Below are 15,668 nucleotides of genomic sequence, written 5' to 3'. Positions count from 1 at the left end.
GCCCTGGGCGGCGGCCCGGGCACGGCTGTCATCCCCGCGCAGAGCACCGGCCCTGTCCCGCACCCGGCCGGCGGGCCGCTCCCCGGTGCGCCCCAGGGATACGCCGTCACACCCGGCGCTCACGCGAGCCCCGGCAGCCAGCCCGGTAGCTACGCCACCCCGGGTGCGCAACCCGGAAGCTACGCCGGTGCCGAGGTCCGCGGCGGTGGGGCCGGGGACGGTGTGGCGTATGCCGGTACGCAGGCTGCCGTTCCCGCGCCCGTCACCGTGCCGCAGGCTGTCGCGCCGCCGGGGGCCGCTCCCGGTGTCGGGGCCGGCGGCGTACCGGCGCTTTCGCCGTACCTCGCCCCGCTGAAGGCGGGGGCGACCGCGCTCGCGCTGCCGGTGCCGCGCGTGGACCCGGACGATCCCAACGCGGGGTTCCTCGCGGGCCTGCTGGCCTCCGCGCCCGCGGAGCTCATCGCCGCGCTCCAGTCCGCGCCCGCCGACTCCGTCGAGCGCCGGCTGCGCGAGCTGCGTGCCCGGCTGGAGATGGACGAACGGGCCACCGCCGCCGAGGCGTTGTACGCCCTGGAGCTCCAGCACCCCGACGACTGGCGGGTCGTCTGGTACCGGGGCATCGCCTCCCTCGCGTCGGGCGACAACGAGATCGCCGCGCTGTCGTTCGACGCGGTCTACGACGCGTTTCCCGGCGAGGCCGCGCCCAAGCTGGCCCTGGCCGTGTGCGCCGAAGTGCTCGGTCAGCTCGACAACGCCGCCGAGTACTACCGCCTCGTATGGGCTACCGACCCGAGCTACGTGAGCGCCGCCTTCGGGCTGGCCCGCGTCCAGCTCGCGGCGGGCGACAGGACCGGCGCCGTACGCACGCTGGAGTCCGTGCCCGAGGCGTCGATCCACTACACGGCGGCCCGTGTCGCCGCCGTACGCGCGCGCCTTCGCCGCCGCGCCGCGCAGGACGCGCTGATCGACGACCTGACGGCGGCGGCCGCCCAGGTGGAAGCCCTGGACAACTTCGGACTCGACGCCGTACGCCGGGAGCAGCTGTCCACCGAGGTGCTGGGCACCGCTCTGGACTGGGTACTCTCCGGTGGGCACGGGGCTCGCCCCGCGCAGACCGCGCTGCTCGGCAGCCAACTGGACGAGCGCGGCCTGCGCTTCGGTCTGGAACGCTCGTACCGGGTACTTGCCCGGCTCGCCCAGCGCGGCGAGGAGAGGATCGACCTGGTGGAACGGGCCAACCGTTTCCGCCCCCGGACCTGGGTGTGAAAGATGTCGCAGATGCGCCAGCTGCCAGCTGAGCCGACCTGTCCCGGCTGTGAAGAGCCGCTGGAGCGCGGGGACTTGTTCTGCGGGGCGTGCGGGTACGACCTGTCCGGCCTGTCGCCGGCGCCGGTGGACCACCCCACGGTGGCCATCACGGTGCCGCCCACGGCGGGCGGCGCGGAGCCCGGCGGGGGGCTCGGCGCGGAGCCCGGCACGGGGATGCCGCCCGCGGCCGTACGGTACGACGATCCGCCCCGGGCGACGCCCGCGTCCGGGATCGACGACTTCGAGCTGGCGGCGCCCGGCCTCGTACCCCCGCGGCCGGAAGCGGAACCGCAGCCCGTCGACCCCCGCTCCGTCGATCCCCGCTCCGTCGTCCCCGAGCCGACGCCCCCGTCCGGCACGGTCGCCAAGGTGTGCGTCGCGTGCCGCACCGGCCGGATCGACGAGGACGGCTACTGCGAGAACTGCGGCCACGCCCAGCCCCGCGAGCGCGACCACATGGAGCAGGAGCTGGACGCGGTCGCCGCCGTCAGCGACCGCGGGCTGCGCCACCACCGCAACGAGGACTCGTTCGCGGTCTCGGCGGCGGCCCTGCCCGACGGTTCGCCCGCCGTCGTCGCGATCGTCTGCGACGGCGTGTCGTCGGCGACCCGCCCCGACGAGGCGTCGGCGGCCGCCGCGACCGCCGCCAACGAGGCCCTGCTGGAGTCCCTGCCGCGCGGCACGCACCCGCAGCAGGCGATGCACGAGGCGATCGTCGCGGCGGCGGAGTCGGTCAACTCCCTCGCGACCGACACGGGTCACGCCATGGACCACGACCCGAACCGCCACACCAACGCGCCCGCCTGCACGCTCGTCGGCGCGATCGTGGCGAGCGGGCTGCTCGTCGTCGGCTGGGTCGGCGACAGCCGCGTCTACTGGGTGCCCGACGACCGCACCGCGCCGCCCGCCCGCCTCACCGAGGACGACTCGTGGGCGGCCCAGATGGTGGCCGCGGGCCTGATGAACGAGGCGGAGGCGTACGCCGACGAGCGCGCCCACGCGATCACGGGCTGGCTCGGCGCCGACGCGTACGAACTGGAGCCGCACACCGCGTCGTTCAAGCCGGACCGGCCGGGCGTCGTGGTGGTGTGCACCGACGGCCTGTGGAACTACGCGGAGGCGGCGCACGAGATGGCGCAGGCCGCGCCGGCCGATGCCGCCGCCCGGCCACTGCACTGCGCCCAGGTGTTGGTGGGGCACGCGCTCGACGGCGGGGGCCACGACAACGTAACAGTGGCCGTGCTGCCGTTCGCCATGCCGGAGCAAGGGGCAGGATCGGCCTACGGCACGGCGTAAGGCCCCTGCATCCCGACCACACCCGTCACTCACTCACCGCCTTGACCGCCTTCACCAGGTGCCTCGTGGAGTGAAGTGAGTGGAGTCGAGTCCGCCCGTCCCGAGGAGCCGATTGACCATGGCCAATTTCTCGAAGTCGCGTGTGCCTCAGTTCTCCGTCGACGTCTACCAGAACGAGTACCTGCCGGAGGGCGGCCGCGAGGTCAACGCGATCGTCACCGTGACGTCCACCGGGGGCGGCACGAGCGGGGCCGCCGCGCTCCTTGCCGATGCCGGGGCCTCGCCCGCGTACATACCGGGAGGACAGCTGCCGGGCGCGCCGAGCGCCGCCGTCGTGATCATGATCGACTGCTCGGGCTCGATGGAGTACCCGCCGGCCAAGATGCGCAACGCGCGCGAGGCCACGGCGGCCGCCGTCGACACCCTGCGCGACGGAGTCACCTTCGCGGTGGTCAGCGGTACGCACCAGGCCAAGGAGGTCTATCCGGGCAACGGGCGCCTCGCGACCGCGAACCAGGTGACCAGGGCGCAGGCCAAGGAGGCCCTGTACAAGCTGACCGCGGGCGGCGGCACGGCGATCAGCACCTGGCTGCGGCTGGCCGACCAGTTGCTCGCCCGGGCGGATGCCCCGATCAGGCACGGCATTGTGCTGACCGACGGACGCAACGAGCACGAGTCCCCCAAGCACCTCCAGAACGCCCTCGAAGCCTGCGCGGGCCGCTTCACCTGTGACGCACGTGGTGTCGGTACGGACTGGGACGTCAAGGAGGTCACCGGCATCGCCTCGGCGCTGCTCGGCACGGCGGACATCGTCGCCGACCCGGGCGGCCTCGCGGCGGACTTCACACAGATGATGGAGAAGGCGATGGGCAAGGAGGTCGCGGACGTGGCGCTGCGGCTGTGGACGCCCGTCGGTGTGGAGATCAAGTTCGTCAAGCAGGTCGCGCCGGCCGTCGAGGACCTGACCGGGCGGCGCACCGAGGTGGGCCCGCGTTCCGGGGACTACCCGACGGGCTCCTGGGGCGACGAGTCCCGCGACTACCACGTGTGCGTGCGGGTGCCGGAAGCCGGCATCGGCCAGGAGATGCTGGCGGCCCGCGTCTCCCTGGTCCGCCCCGATCCGGCGGGCGGTACGCCGCAGACGCTCTCCCAGGGGCTCGTACGCGCGGTGTGGACGGACGACGTGGCGGCGTCCACCTCCATCAACCCACAGGTGGCGCACTACTCGGGCCAGGCCGAACTGGCACACGTCATCCAACAGGGCCTCAATGCTCGCAAGTCGGGCGACTTCGATGGAGCGACGGCGAAACTGGGGCGCGCGGTGCAGCTGGCGGCCGCTTCCGGGAACGCGGACACCGCGAAACTCCTTTCGAAGGTGGTGGACGTCGTCGACGCGACGACCGGTACTGTGCGACTCAAAGCGAAGGTCGCGGAGGCGGACGAGATGACCCTCGAAACGCGCTCGACCAAGACGGTTCGCGTCAAGAAGTAACCAAAAAGCTGTGAGAAGTACCGATTTGCGGCCTTCGGGCCGGACGAGAGAGGGGGAAGCGCCGACATGCCGACCTGCCCGAACGGACACCAGTCGGGTTCCGACGACTGGTGCGAGGTCTGCGGCCATCGCATGGCCGGCGCCGTGCCGCCGCCTCCCCCGCCCCCTCCGCCGCCGCCCGCTCCCGGTTACGGCTACCCGCAGGGGCCTGGTCCCGGTGCTGGCCCTGGTCCCGGCGGCCCCGGTCGTGGTCCCGGTCCCGGTCCTGGTCCCGGCTCTGGTTACGGCTTCCCGCCGCCGGGACCGGACGCCACCGCCCAGGCGGAGCTCTGCCCGCAGTGCCGCACGCCGCGCGAGGCCATGGCCCCGTTCTGCGAGGAGTGCCGCTGGAACTTCCTGACGAACACGGCGACCTCCTACACTCCGGTCGCCCCGCAGACCTCCGGTCCTGGTCCCGGCGGCCCCGGCCCCGGCCCAGGCCTCAACCTGCCGCCGGGCTTCCAGGCACAGCAGGGGCCGCCGCCCCCGCAGCCCCGCGATCCGTACGAGTACCAGGCCTCGCGCCCGTCGCAGATGAACCGGCCGGCCGAGCCGCTGGCACCGGCGCCGACGCAGGCGCCGCCCGGGCAGTCGGGTCGGCAGGCCACGCCGCACGCCTTCCAGCAGCAGCCGCCCTTCCAGCAGCCGCCGGGCCCGCCACCGCCCCCGTCGTTCCAGCAGCAGGCACCGCCCGCACCGCCGCAGCACCAGCAGCCGCCGGCGCCCCCGCGGCGGGACCGCAACGGTGACGACGACTGGATGCTCCCCCCGCCGTCCCAGCAGCAACGTCCCCAGCAGCAGCCCCAGCCGCCGCAGCCACAGCAGTCACAGGCACAGCCGCCGCAGGCACAGCCGCCGCAGCAGCAATACCAGCCGCCCGCTCCGGCCGGCTGGACCGCGACCGTGGGCCCCGACCGTGAGTACTTCATGGCGATGATGCAGCGAAGCGGCCCCGACGCCGCGGGCCTCAACCTGCCCGCGTACTCGCCCGAGCAGCAGCGCCCGCTCACCGGCAACCAGGTCACGATCGGCCGCCGCCGCCAGAGCACGGGCGAAGCTCCCGACATCGACCTGTCCGTACCGCCGGAGGACCCGGGCGTATCGCACCAGCACGCGGTCCTGGTCCAGCAGCCCGACGGCTCCTGGGCGGTGGTCGACCAGAACTCGACGAACGGCACCACGGTGAACGGCGCGGAGGACCCGATCCAGCCGTACGTCCCGATCCCGCTCCGGGACGGCGACCGCGTCCACGTCGGCGCGTGGACGACGATCACGGTGCGCAGGGGTTAGCCCCCCGGACGCCCTCCGGACGCCGCGCAGCGGATCTACGCCACCTCCGCCGCCCCGCCCAGCGGCCATGCGTACGGTCCCTGCGGATCGTCCAGCCACGCCCACTCCCCGTCCTCGGCGATCGTGATACCGAAACGTTCCCGAGGCGGGCGATGCTCGCGGTGCCACAGCGTCAGCGCCTCGTGCGGGTCCAGGCTGCCCGCGGTCAGCGTGAGCATGAACCGGAACAGGTCGTTCTCCAGCGCACGGCGCGGCAGCCCGCCCATGTTCCTCGACGTGGGCTCCGCCGGGCCGCCGCGCAGCGGCACGAAGTACGCCGGGGTGTGCAGGAAGCGCCCCTCCGCGTGCGCGGCGTCCCGTACGTCCAGCGCGATCAGGCCGGTCGCCAGCGGCGCCACGATCCGCGCCCCCGGCCGGCACTGGGCGAGCCAGGCGCGCGGTACGGACGGCAGGGCGCAGGTCGCGATGATCCGGTCGAAGGGAGCGCGGGCGGGACAACCGCGCGCGCCGTCGCCGGTGACCACCGCCGGGTGGTAACCCGCCGCCTCCAGGTGCTTGCGCGCCGACTCCGTGATCTCCGGGTCCAGGTCGACCGTGGTCACCTTGTCGTCGCCCAGACGGTGCGAGAGGAGCGCCGCGTTGTAGCCGGTGCCCGCGCCGATCTCCAGTACGGCGTTCCCGTCCCGTACATCCAGCTCCTCCAGCATCCCCGCCATCAGCGACGGCTGGCTGCTGGAGGAGACCAGCTCGTTGCCGCGCATGCGCGTCGCCAGGGGCGCGTCCGAGTAGACCCCTGCCAGCCACCGCGCCCGCCGCCTCGGATCGGGGTCCTCGCCCCACAGCCGCTCGTGGCCCGCCGGGCCGGGGACGAAGTAGTACGGCACGAACAGGTGCCGCGGGACCTCGGTGAAGGCCGCGCGCCAGGCGGGGTCGTCGAGGGCCCCGGCCGCCGTCATGTCCCGTACGAGTGCCGCACGGGCCTCGGCGTACTTGTCCACGTCAGGTGCGCCCATACGCCCACTGTCGCGCGGCGCGGGCCGGGAGGCGAGTGGGTGGGCGCCGGGTGGCCGTTGGTGGCCGGTCCTAGGCCTTAGGTCGTCGGCCGGTCCGTCTGAGACGATGGACGGGTGAAAGAGATTCCGCGCGGCACGCTTCAGGAGCAGACCTTCTACGAGCAGGTCGGCGGCGAGGAGACCTTTCGGCGCCTGGTGCACCGGTTCTACCAGGGAGTCGCGGAGGACCCGCTGCTCAAGCCCATGTACCCCGAGGAAGACCTGGGCCCCGCCGAGGAGCGGCTGGCCCTCTTCCTGATGCAGTACTGGGGCGGCCCTCGTACGTACAGCGACAACCGCGGCCACCCGCGCCTGCGGATGCGGCACGCGCCGTTCACCGTCGACAAGGCCGCGCACGACGCCTGGCTCAGGCACATGCGCGTCGCCGTCGACGAGCTCGGGCTGTCCGAGGAGCACGAGGGGCAGCTGTGGAACTACCTGACGTACGCCGCCGCTTCGATGCTGAACACCGAGGGCTGACGCGGAAGGCTGACGCTGAGGGCGCCGAAGGGGTGCGCGAGGTGACGCCCGTGCTCATCGACTACGACCTGGACCTGCGCGACCGCAACGGCTCGGTGTCCTTGGTGGCCGTGGAGCCCGAGTCGTACGCCCGGCTGGCGCGCCGCACGGGCCTGGGCGCCTTCCCGGCCGAGATCCTTGAGCGACCAGGCGATCGTCCGTCGCAGGCCGGCCCCGTCCGGGCGATCGCGTCCCCGTCGGTCGCCGGGCGCCTCGGCTCGGGTACGACGCGACTGACCACCTCGGCGGGGCACTTCGAGGTGCGCGTGGCGGCCCAGCGCCCCATCACACCCGCGCTGCCCGACGAAGGCTTCCTGCTCGTCAACGCCGCCGACCTGGACCGTCCCGTACCGAACACCCTGCTGGTCACGGGCGACGGCATGGACACGGCGGCCGTATCGGCGGCGGTGCGCGACGCGGGGCAGGGTGCCGAGGTGAAGTTCCGCTCCGAGGAGCGCGCCGCGCTCGCCGACTCGCCGGTCCAGGCGGGCGCCGGTCGCCTCTACACGGCGGCCGTGGCGGCGGGCGCCGGGTACGCCGTACTGGCCGTACTGCTCTCCCTGCTCCAGACCGTCCCCGAACGCAGGGCGCTCCTCGCCCGGCTGCGCACCATGGGCCTCACCCGCGCGCAGGGCCGGCGCCTGCTCGTCCTCGAATCGCTGCCGCAGGCGCTGCTGGCGGCGTTCGGCGGGGCGGTGGCGGGCGCGGCGAAGGTGGCGGGCTGCGACCTGCTGACGATGGGCGCGAAGGAACGGCTGCGGTACCGGCGGGACGTGGTGGGCTTCGTCTGGCAGCAGACGGCACGCAACCTTCTCCCGTACCTGACGGCGGCCCAGAACGTGGCGCTGCCGATGCAGCTGCGCGGCCGTGGCCGCAGCCGCGACCGCGCGTCCCGCGCCGACGCGCTCCTCACGATGCTGGAGGTCGCCCACTGCCGCGACCGCCGCCCGCACCAGATGTCCGGCGGCGAGCAGCAGCGCACGGCGATCGCGGTGGCGCTCGCCAACAGCCCCTCGGTCCTCCTGGCCGACGAACCGACCGGCGAACTCGACTCGGCGACCGCGGAACAGATCTTCGAGGCTTTCCGTACGGCGAACGAGGAGCTGGGCACGACGATCGTGATCGTCACCCACGACCAGCAGGTGGCGAGCGAGGTCCGCCGCACGGTGGCCATCCGCGACGGCCGCACGTCGTCGGAGGTACTGCGCCGGACGGAGGTCGACGCGACGACGGGCCAGGAGTCGGTGGTGGCGAGGGAGTACGCGATGCTGGACCGAGCGGGCCGCCTGCAGCTCCCCGCGGAATACACCCAGGCGCTGGGTATGGAACACCGGGTCATGCTGCAACTGGAACAGGACCACATAGGAATCTGGCCCGACAACACCAGGGATTAACCGCGACGGCACGCCTCACCCCCGGCCTGCCGACATCCCATCACCCCAGCCCACCAATCCAGCCCGTCCGGCGTTTGAGGACGGAACCGTCCGCCGGACGCACCGGCGCACAACCCACCCGGGCAACCCGTCCGGCGTACGCACCGGCCAGGCAAGGCAAGCCGCTCCAGGGCCCCGCCGACCCCACCTACACCGGGGCCACCGAAAGCACCCCGAGCCCAGCCCGGCGTACCGCGATCGATCCGTACGGCGTGCGCAGGCGGAGCCAGCCGCCCGCAGCCAGGAGCGCGACCGCGGCCGGGTCCGCGTCGGCCCGGCGCGCGGGCCTCAGGAAGCCGAGCGACTGCGCGGCATGCACCGCCCGCAGCGGCAGCTCCGTCTCACCCAGCGTGCGTGACCAGATCTCCCGCCCGATACGGTCCCGCGCCGCCCGCGTCCGGTCCTGCGGCGCCAACGCCTCGTCCCGCGCCCGGAATTCCGCGACCGCGGCCGCGACCGCCGCGCGCATCGCGTCGGGCTCCGGCAGCCCCGGAACCTGCCGCCAGCCGCCACGCGGCGGCAGAACCCCGGCCCACGGCGGCCCCGTAACCGCACCGGGCACGGCAACCGCCCCGGTGGACTCGTCGATGCCTTCGAGAAGCTCCCCGGCAGACACGGTGACGTCAAGATCACCCGCATCGGCACCGGCACCCGCACCCGCGCCGGAACCCGCCCCCGCAAGCCGCGAGGTCCGAACAGCCAGTACGTCGAACGACGGCGGCCGCCCGAAAACGGCCACCGCCCCATCGCCCACCTGCAGACGAACCGCCGCGGCCCGGTCGTAATGGATCAGCCGCCCGAGGAACGCGGCGAGATCCGCCGCCTCCCCCGCGTCGGCAAGCACCAGCCCGCTCAGCGCCGTCATGCGGCGACAGCCCCCCGCGTCCCCTGCCGGCCGGCGCGATCGCCGGCGCCGCCGTCGTCCAGGTACTCCTGGAGGAACGACTTCTCCTCAGCCGAGATCCGCCGCGGCCGCGCCGCTTCGAGGTCGTACGGCACGACGACCGTCGAGGCCCGGACGTACACGCGCTCGGAGCCGTCGGCGTCCGTGTCCTTCACCTCGTACGCGATCGTCAGCGACGCCGCACCGATCTTCGTGACCCACGACTCGATGGTCACCGGCTCGTGCCGGTGGACCAGCGGCAGCTTGTAGTCGATCTCGTGCCGGGCCACGACAGACCCGCCGGCGAACGACGGCGAGCCGTCCCCCGGCGCCAGCCGGAACATGAAGTCGATCCGCGCTTCCTCCAGATACCGGAGGAAGACGACGTTGTTGACGTGCCCGAAGGCATCCATGTCCGACCAGCGCAGAGGGCAGCGGTAGATGTGACGCGACAAGATCAGTCAGCCTCGCGTCAGCTTCTTGTACGTCGCACGGTGCGGCCGCGTCGCGTCCACGCCGAGGCGCTCGACCTTGTTCTTCTCGTACGACTCGAAGTTGCCCTCGAACCAGTACCACTTCGAGTCACCCTCGTACGCGAGGATGTGCGTCGCGACCCGGTCCAGGAACCAGCGGTCGTGGGAGATGACCACGGCCGCACCCGGGAACTCGAGCAGCGCGTTCTCCAGCGACGACAGGGTCTCGACGTCCAGGTCGTTCGTCGGCTCGTCGAGGAGCAGCAGGTTGCCGCCCTCCTTGAGCGTCAGCGCCAGGTTGAGGCGGTTGCGCTCACCACCGGACAGGACACCGGCCGGCTTCTGCTGGTCCGGCCCCTTGAAACCGAACGCGGAGACGTACGCCCGCGAAGGCATCTCGACCTGGCCCACGTTGATGTAGTCCAGCTCGTCCGACACGACCGCCCAGAGCGACTTCTTCGGGTCGATGTTGGAGCGGTTCTGGTCGACGTACGAGATCTTGACGGTCTCGCCGACACGGATCGAGCCGGAGTCCGGGGTCTCCAGACCCTGGATCATCTTGAACAGCGTGGTCTTACCGGCACCGTTCGGGCCGATGATGCCCACGATGCCGTTACGCGGCAGCGTGAAGGACAGGTCGTCGATCAGGACCTTGTCCCCGAAGGCCTTCGACAGCTTCTCGACCTCGACGACGATCGAGCCCAGACGCGGGCCCGGCGGGATCTGGATCTCCTCGAAGTCCAGCTTCCGCATCTTGTCCGCCTCGGCGGCCATCTCCTCGTACCGGGCGAGACGCGCCTTCGACTTGGTCTGGCGGCCCTTGGCGTTGGAGCGGACCCACTCCAGCTCTTCCTTGAGCCGCTTCTGACGCTTCTCGTCCTTGCGGCCCTCGACCTTGAGGCGGGCCTGCTTCTTCTCCAGGTACGTCGAGTAGTTGCCCTCGTAGGCGATCGCGCGGCCGCGGTCGAGCTCGAGGATCCACTCGGCGACGTTGTTCAGGAAGTACCGGTCGTGGGTGACGGCGATGACACAACCCGCGTACTTCGAGAGGTGCTGCTCCAGCCAGTTCACCGACTCGGCGTCGAGGTGGTTGGTGGGCTCGTCGAGGAGCAGCAGGTCGGGCGCCTCGATCAGCAGCTTGCAGAGCGCGACACGGCGCTTCTCGCCACCGGAGAGGTTCGTGACGGGCCAGTCGCCGGGCGGGCAGCCCAGCGCGTCCATGGCCTGCTCCAGCTGGGCGTCGAGGTCCCAGGCGTTGGCGTGGTCCAGGTCCTCCTGGAGCTTGCCCATCTCGTCCAGCAGCGCGTCGGAGTAGTCGGTCGCCATGAGCTCGGCGACCTCGTTGAAGCGCTTGAGCTTGACCATGATCTCGGCCGCTCCGTCCTGGACGTTCTCCAGAACGGTCTTGGACTCGTCGAGCTTCGGCTCCTGCATGAGGATGCCGACGCTGAAGCCGGGCGAGAGGTACGCCTCACCGTTGGACGGCTGCTCAAGGCCCGCCATGATCTTCAGAACGGTGGACTTACCGGCACCGTTCGGGCCGACCACACCGATCTTCGCGCCGGGCAGGAAGTTCAGGGTGACGTCATCAAGAATCACCTTGTCGCCGTGCGCCTTGCGCGTCTTGCGCATGGTGTAGATGAACTCAGCCAAGAGAAACCGTCCGGCAATCGATGTGTGGGCAGATACACCCCATCTTGCCTGACGTCCACCCCGGGACGGAAACGGGTATGGCAACGGCCCCGGTGCGCCAGGGCGTGCCGGGGCCGCGGTGATGGCTCACTCACCGAGCGTCGCGTGTTCTCACTCTTCGCCGGGGGCGGAGTCCTTCTTGCGGACGAAGAAGACCGCGGCGATGCCGAGGACGAGGAAGACGACCGCGATGCCGAGGATCATGGGAGTGGCGTTGGAGCTGCCGGTCTCGGCGAGGTCGAGGCCGTCGCCGGCGGTGGGGGCGTTACCGGCCGTGGCGGGGCTGGGCTGGTTCTGGGGCTGGTCCATGGTGCCGGTCCCGGCACCTGCGGCCGAGCCGGCGCCCGCGGCGGTGGCGCCCGACGTCTTGCAGTCGAGGACGCCCTTGAAGTTCTTCTTCAGGCCGCCGGGGCCCTCGATCGTGAAGTCGTACGCCTGGTCCTCCTGGACCGGGACGGTGACCGTCCGGGACTGACCGGCCGCGACGGTGTGCTTGAAGTCCATGAGCTCGAAGCTGAACGGCTCGTCGCCCTTGTTGACGGCGGTGATGTCCACGCCGCCCTTTGCGCAGTTCTTCCTGGCGGAGAGCGCCGGGATGGCGCCCTTCTTCGCCCACGTGGCGGTGGCTGCGGCGGAGACGGTGGACTCGCTGGAGCCGGCCAGGATCTGGGTCTGGCTCTGGGTGACGCCGGCGAAGGCGCGGCCGACCGGTACCGGCGTGGTGGCCTGCACGGTCAGCGAGGACGAGCCGTCGTCGGCCGCGTCGGTGGGTACGTCGAAGTACAGCTCGCTGCCGTTGGTGGCGGCCGTGACGGGCTTGCCGTCCTTGCCGACGACCTTGACGCCGCTGGCGGCGGCATCGGCGGGCGGGACCACGGTGACGTGGCCCGCGTCGGTGCGGACGGTGACGGGACCGAGCTTCTCGCCGGCCTTGCCGGACACCGCGTTCGGCTCCAGGGTCAGGGACGCCCTGGGCTCGGCGGCGCCGCGCGCGTTCTTCTCCAGGAAGTCGGCGAGCTTCTCCGCCTTCGGGTCGAGCGCGTCGACCTTGACGTGGTCGGAGTACCGCCAGATCGCGACCTGTGTGCCCGCCGCCGCCGTCTGCTCGGTGAGCGAGTCGACCCCGGCCCGCTCGGCCAGCGCGCTCAGGTCGTCGACCTGCGGGTACGAGTGGTCCAGGATCCAGCGGATCTTGCCGGCGTCACGGTTCGCACCGAGCGACGTCTCGTCCCAGGAGGTCTCCAGGTACTTCGCCTGCTCCTGCGTCGGGCGGTGGACGTCGATGCAGTACGTCTTGAGGGTGCCGCCGCCGTCGACGGTCATCTCGAACAGGCCTGCGGGGATCTGCTGGTCACCGCCGTCCGTGTGGAGGACGGCCTTGTCGTAAGTCTTCAGCCCGTCGAGCGTGGCCACAGCGCCGCCCTGGTGCTGCGGCGTCTCCTCCGCGGCGGCGGGCCCGGCGGCCGCCAGCGCCCCTGCGGCGAGGAGCCCCGAAGCCACGGCCGCGGCGGCGAGACGGGTGGAGCCCCGCCGACGTACAGACAACGAAGAGAACGCAGAGAGCGCAGAAAACACAGAATTCCCCTTCGGGCGAGGCCCTTTCGCGTGGTGCGACTGTGGGGGGAGTGCCTCGCCGGCAGACTCAAGTGCCCCGTGAGTATCCAGACAGAGATCCTAGAGACGCGCGGAACGACAGCCCTCTGTCATACCGTCAGATAGCCATTCCGAATCGGAATCGTTATCGCTCATCGTCTCTCGCAGCCGGCGCTGTCGATAAATCACCGTACGAATCAGCCGAGTTGTGCCCTTCCGTCACCGAACGCCGCGCCAGGGCCGGGTCCCCTTTCACCACCCGCCTGAAGGCCGAAGTACCGCGCGTCATGTCGTGCCCGACCGCCAGCGCGTCGATGTCCGCGGAGAATCTGCGCTGCCCGTCCTTCTCCTCGTCGCGAATTCGCAACCGTCCGTGTACGACGAGTGGTTCGCCGATGGATACCGAGCCCGCCAGGTTCGTCGCCAGGGACCGCCGCGCCCACACCGTGTAGAAGCTGGACTGCCCGTCCGCCCAGCTCTCCTTCTGGCGGTCCCAGTACCGCGCCGTCACCGCGAACCGGAAGCGCGCCACACCGCCCGCCGCCGAATCCCGGTAGTCCACGCCTGTCGCGGCATTGCCCACCAGCGTCACCCAGGTGTCACTCATCCCGGCTCCCCCTCCGCTCTCGCCACTCTCGCCACTCACGCCACCGCCCTTGCGCGGCTGACTGGTCCCATGCTGGACCGGACGCGGCGAGCCCGCCGGAGCCTGTGGGTTACCGGCCGGTTGTGGACAAGCCCGTCACCGCCACGTACTGCTCCCGCACCTCCCAGTACCGCATCAGCTCCGCCGACACCGGGTCCAGTACGCGCGCCCGGCCGCACCCGGCCGCCGCCTCCCGCAGCCGCCGCTCGGCGTCCTGCCCGTACCGCCGCGCCGGTCCCCTGGCCGCCACCGAGCACGCCCACTCCACCAGCGGGCCGCCGACGATGCCGGCGAGCATCACCAGTACGGGCGGCAGCAGCTGCGGCTGAAGTACGCCCACGATCTGGCCCACCAGCCACAGCCCGCCGAAGATCTGAAGCAGCGTCATCGAGGCCTGGGTCAGCACCGCCGCCGGCCACCACGCGGGCTTCGGCGGCCTACCGCGGGGCAATCCGGCCCGTACCGCCAGTACGTCCAGCTCCTCCGGCAGCCCGGCCGCGCCCCGCACCGCGGACTCGCGAACCGCCTGCGCCCAGGGGGCGGGCAGCCCGGCGGCGGCAGCGTCCGCGACCGTACGCACGGCCTGCTCCACGCGCTGCCGGGCGGTGATCTCCTCCTCCTCCCCCTCCGCCGGGGTCTGCCCGGAAATCGGGTCGATCCCGGCCCCCAGGGCGCGGTGCGCCTCGTACCAGCGCCACAGCCTCAGCCATGGCGTCCCGCACGACTTCCCCGCGTTCCTGCGCCACTCCCGCTCCGCCGCCTGGCCCACGGCCGCCGCGCCCACCGCCTCCGCCAGCCGGTCGGTGAACTCGGCCCGGGCCCGCTCGCCGAGCTCCGGCGGCCGCCTCCCGTCGGCGACGTAGACGGGGCGCAGCCGGGCCGCCGCGGCGTCCACGTCGGCGGACAGCCGACGCGCGGCGGCTCCGCGCTCCTGCACGAACTGCCCGAGCATCTCCCGGAGTTCCGCGACGCCCTCCCCCGTCAGCGCCGAGAGGGCCAGGACCGTGGCGCCCGGTTCGCCGTGTTCGCCGAGCGCCATGCCGTCCTCGTCGAGCAGCCTGCGCAGATCGTCGAGGACCAGGTCGGCGGCGTCGCCCGGCAGCCGGTCCACCTGGTTGAGCACCACGAAGGTGACCTCCGCGTGCCCGGCGAGCGGCCGCAGATAGCGCTCGTGCAGCACGGCGTCGGCGTACTTTTCGGGGTCGACGACCCAGATCACCGCGTCGACGAGCGTGAGCACCCGGTCCACCTGGTCCCGGTGGGCGGTGGCGGCCGAGTCGTGGTCGGGCAGGTCGACGAGTACGAGCCCGTTCAGCGCCTCGTCGCGAAACCCGAGCGGCGCCGGCCTGCGGCGCAGCCGCCCGGGGATGCCGAGCCGGTCCAGCAGCCCGGCGGCGCCGTCCGTCCAGCTGCAGGCGATCGGCGCGGACGTGCTCGGCCTGCGCAGCCCCGTGTCGGAGATCTGGACGCCCGCGAGTGCGTTGAAGAGCGTCGATTTGCCGCTGCCGGTGGCGCCGGCGACGGCGACGACGGTGTGGCGGGCGGAGAGCCGCTGGCGGGCGGCGGCCTCGTCGAGTACGCGGCCGGCCTCGGCGAGGGTGGTTCCGTCGAGGCGCGTACGGGAGAGGCCGACCAGCTCACGCAGCGCGTCGAGGCGTCCGCGCAGCCGTCCGCCGTAGGCGCCGCCGGGCAGCAGGCCGTCGTAGTCGTCGTAGTCGTCGTCGGATCCCTGGGGCCGGTCGGACGGCGGTGGGTCGGGCATCGGCCGGTCGGGCAGCGGCCGCGTGGGGCGCAATGCCCGTACGGCCTGCTGCTCGCCCCGCGCCGCGGCCCGCTCGGCGGCGCGCCGGGCGATCAGCCCGTCGTCCCACCGCCCCTCAGCCGGACCGTCCGCCCGCTCCCCATCCACACCATCCACACCATCGGTGTCGTCAGTCACAGCAGTCACGTTT

Annotated in this window: 13 protein-coding genes; 6 read left to right on the top strand and 7 right to left on the bottom strand. The window is 72.3% G+C overall.

All coding sequences use genetic code 11. The features are described from left to right. The 4 genes from J7E91_RS22685 to J7E91_RS22670 all read left to right on the top strand — a co-directional run. The coding region (locus J7E91_RS22685) for a tetratricopeptide repeat protein (RefSeq protein WP_251016099.1) at positions 1–1,266 on the top strand (1,266 nt) is incomplete at its 5' end. 3 nt (positions 1,267–1,269) lie between these two features. Beyond that, positions 1,270–2,604: a PP2C family serine/threonine-protein phosphatase gene (locus J7E91_RS22680; protein WP_214907715.1), complete on the top strand. Its 1,335-nt coding sequence runs from the start codon at positions 1,270–1,272 to the stop codon at positions 2,602–2,604. Between the two features lie 118 nt (positions 2,605–2,722). Beyond that, the gene (locus J7E91_RS22675) at positions 2,723–4,096 is read left to right on the top strand and encodes a VWA domain-containing protein (RefSeq protein WP_214907713.1); all 1,374 of its coding nucleotides are present in this window, start codon (positions 2,723–2,725) and stop codon (positions 4,094–4,096) included. A gap of 66 nt (positions 4,097–4,162) precedes the next feature. Continuing rightward, positions 4,163–5,425 (top strand): FHA domain-containing protein, encoded by a 1,263-nt coding sequence (locus tag J7E91_RS22670; protein ID WP_214907711.1) that lies wholly within the window; start codon positions 4,163–4,165, stop codon positions 5,423–5,425. Positions 5,426–5,460: 35 nt separating this feature from the next. Here J7E91_RS22670 and J7E91_RS22665 read toward each other — a convergent pair whose 3' ends face one another. Continuing rightward, on the bottom strand, positions 5,461–6,438 hold the full coding sequence (locus J7E91_RS22665; protein ID WP_214907709.1) for a methyltransferase domain-containing protein: 978 nt from the start codon (positions 6,436–6,438) through the stop codon (positions 5,461–5,463). 114 nt (positions 6,439–6,552) lie between these two features. Here J7E91_RS22665 and J7E91_RS22660 point away from each other — a divergent pair, with 114 nt between their 5' ends. Both J7E91_RS22660 and J7E91_RS22655 read left to right on the top strand, forming a co-directional pair. Then, positions 6,553–6,957, top strand: coding sequence for a globin (locus J7E91_RS22660; protein ID WP_214907707.1), 405 nt, complete (start codon positions 6,553–6,555; stop codon positions 6,955–6,957). 554 nt (positions 6,958–7,511) lie between these two features. Further along, positions 7,512–8,390, top strand: coding sequence for an ABC transporter ATP-binding protein (locus J7E91_RS22655; protein ID WP_374224763.1), 879 nt, complete (start codon positions 7,512–7,514; stop codon positions 8,388–8,390). A 187-nt stretch (positions 8,391–8,577) separates the two neighbouring features. Here J7E91_RS22655 and J7E91_RS22650 read toward each other — a convergent pair whose 3' ends face one another. The 6 genes from J7E91_RS22650 to J7E91_RS22625 form a co-directional block, all read right to left on the bottom strand. After that, the gene (locus J7E91_RS22650; RefSeq protein ID WP_214907705.1) at positions 8,578–9,294 is read right to left on the bottom strand and encodes a hypothetical protein; all 717 of its coding nucleotides are present in this window, start codon (positions 9,292–9,294) and stop codon (positions 8,578–8,580) included. Then, complete coding sequence (locus tag J7E91_RS22645; protein ID WP_214907703.1) at positions 9,291–9,767, bottom strand: thioesterase family protein; 477 nt, start codon at positions 9,765–9,767, stop codon at positions 9,291–9,293. Before J7E91_RS22645 ends, J7E91_RS22650 begins: the two co-directional genes overlap by 4 nt. Positions 9,768–9,773: 6 nt before the next feature. Beyond that, entirely contained in the window at positions 9,774–11,438 is a 1,665-nt protein-coding gene (ettA, locus tag J7E91_RS22640) for an energy-dependent translational throttle protein EttA (RefSeq protein WP_214907700.1), read from the bottom strand. A 150-nt stretch (positions 11,439–11,588) separates the two neighbouring features. Next, positions 11,589–13,022 (bottom strand): Cys-Gln thioester bond-forming surface protein, encoded by a 1,434-nt coding sequence (locus tag J7E91_RS22635; protein ID WP_251016098.1) that lies wholly within the window; start codon positions 13,020–13,022, stop codon positions 11,589–11,591. Positions 13,023–13,215: 193 nt separating this feature from the next. Beyond that, positions 13,216–13,677: a single-stranded DNA-binding protein gene (locus J7E91_RS22630; protein WP_214907696.1), complete on the bottom strand. Its 462-nt coding sequence runs from the start codon at positions 13,675–13,677 to the stop codon at positions 13,216–13,218. A gap of 109 nt (positions 13,678–13,786) precedes the next feature. Then, entirely contained in the window at positions 13,787–15,664 is a 1,878-nt protein-coding gene (locus tag J7E91_RS22625) for a YfjP family GTPase (protein WP_214907694.1), read from the bottom strand. Positions 15,665–15,668: the final 4 nt, after the last annotated feature.

Origin of the sequence: Streptomyces sp. ISL-99 (genome assembly GCF_018614005.1) — a bacterium.
Classification (GTDB): Bacteria; Actinomycetota; Actinomycetes; order Streptomycetales; family Streptomycetaceae; genus Streptomyces; species Streptomyces flavidovirens.
The sequence above is the reverse complement of the archived record's forward strand: the minus strand, read 5'-3'. Positions and strand labels throughout refer to the sequence as shown.

What these genes read in the sequence shown, in the direction of transcription:
- J7E91_RS22680 (WP_214907715.1), top strand. Translation starts at nt 1,270, where the DNA reads ATGTCGCAGATGCGCCAGCTGCCAGCTGAGCCGACCTGTCCCGGCTGT.
- J7E91_RS22665 (WP_214907709.1), bottom strand. Translation starts at nt 6,438, where the DNA reads ATGGGCGCACCTGACGTGGACAAGTACGCCGAGGCCCGTGCGGCACTC.
- J7E91_RS22630 (WP_214907696.1), bottom strand. Translation starts at nt 13,677, where the DNA reads ATGAGTGACACCTGGGTGACGCTGGTGGGCAATGCCGCGACAGGCGTG.
- J7E91_RS22675 (WP_214907713.1), top strand. Translation starts at nt 2,723, where the DNA reads ATGGCCAATTTCTCGAAGTCGCGTGTGCCTCAGTTCTCCGTCGACGTC.
- J7E91_RS22670 (WP_214907711.1), top strand. Translation starts at nt 4,163, where the DNA reads ATGCCGACCTGCCCGAACGGACACCAGTCGGGTTCCGACGACTGGTGC.
- J7E91_RS22650 (WP_214907705.1), bottom strand. Translation starts at nt 9,294, where the DNA reads ATGACGGCGCTGAGCGGGCTGGTGCTTGCCGACGCGGGGGAGGCGGCG.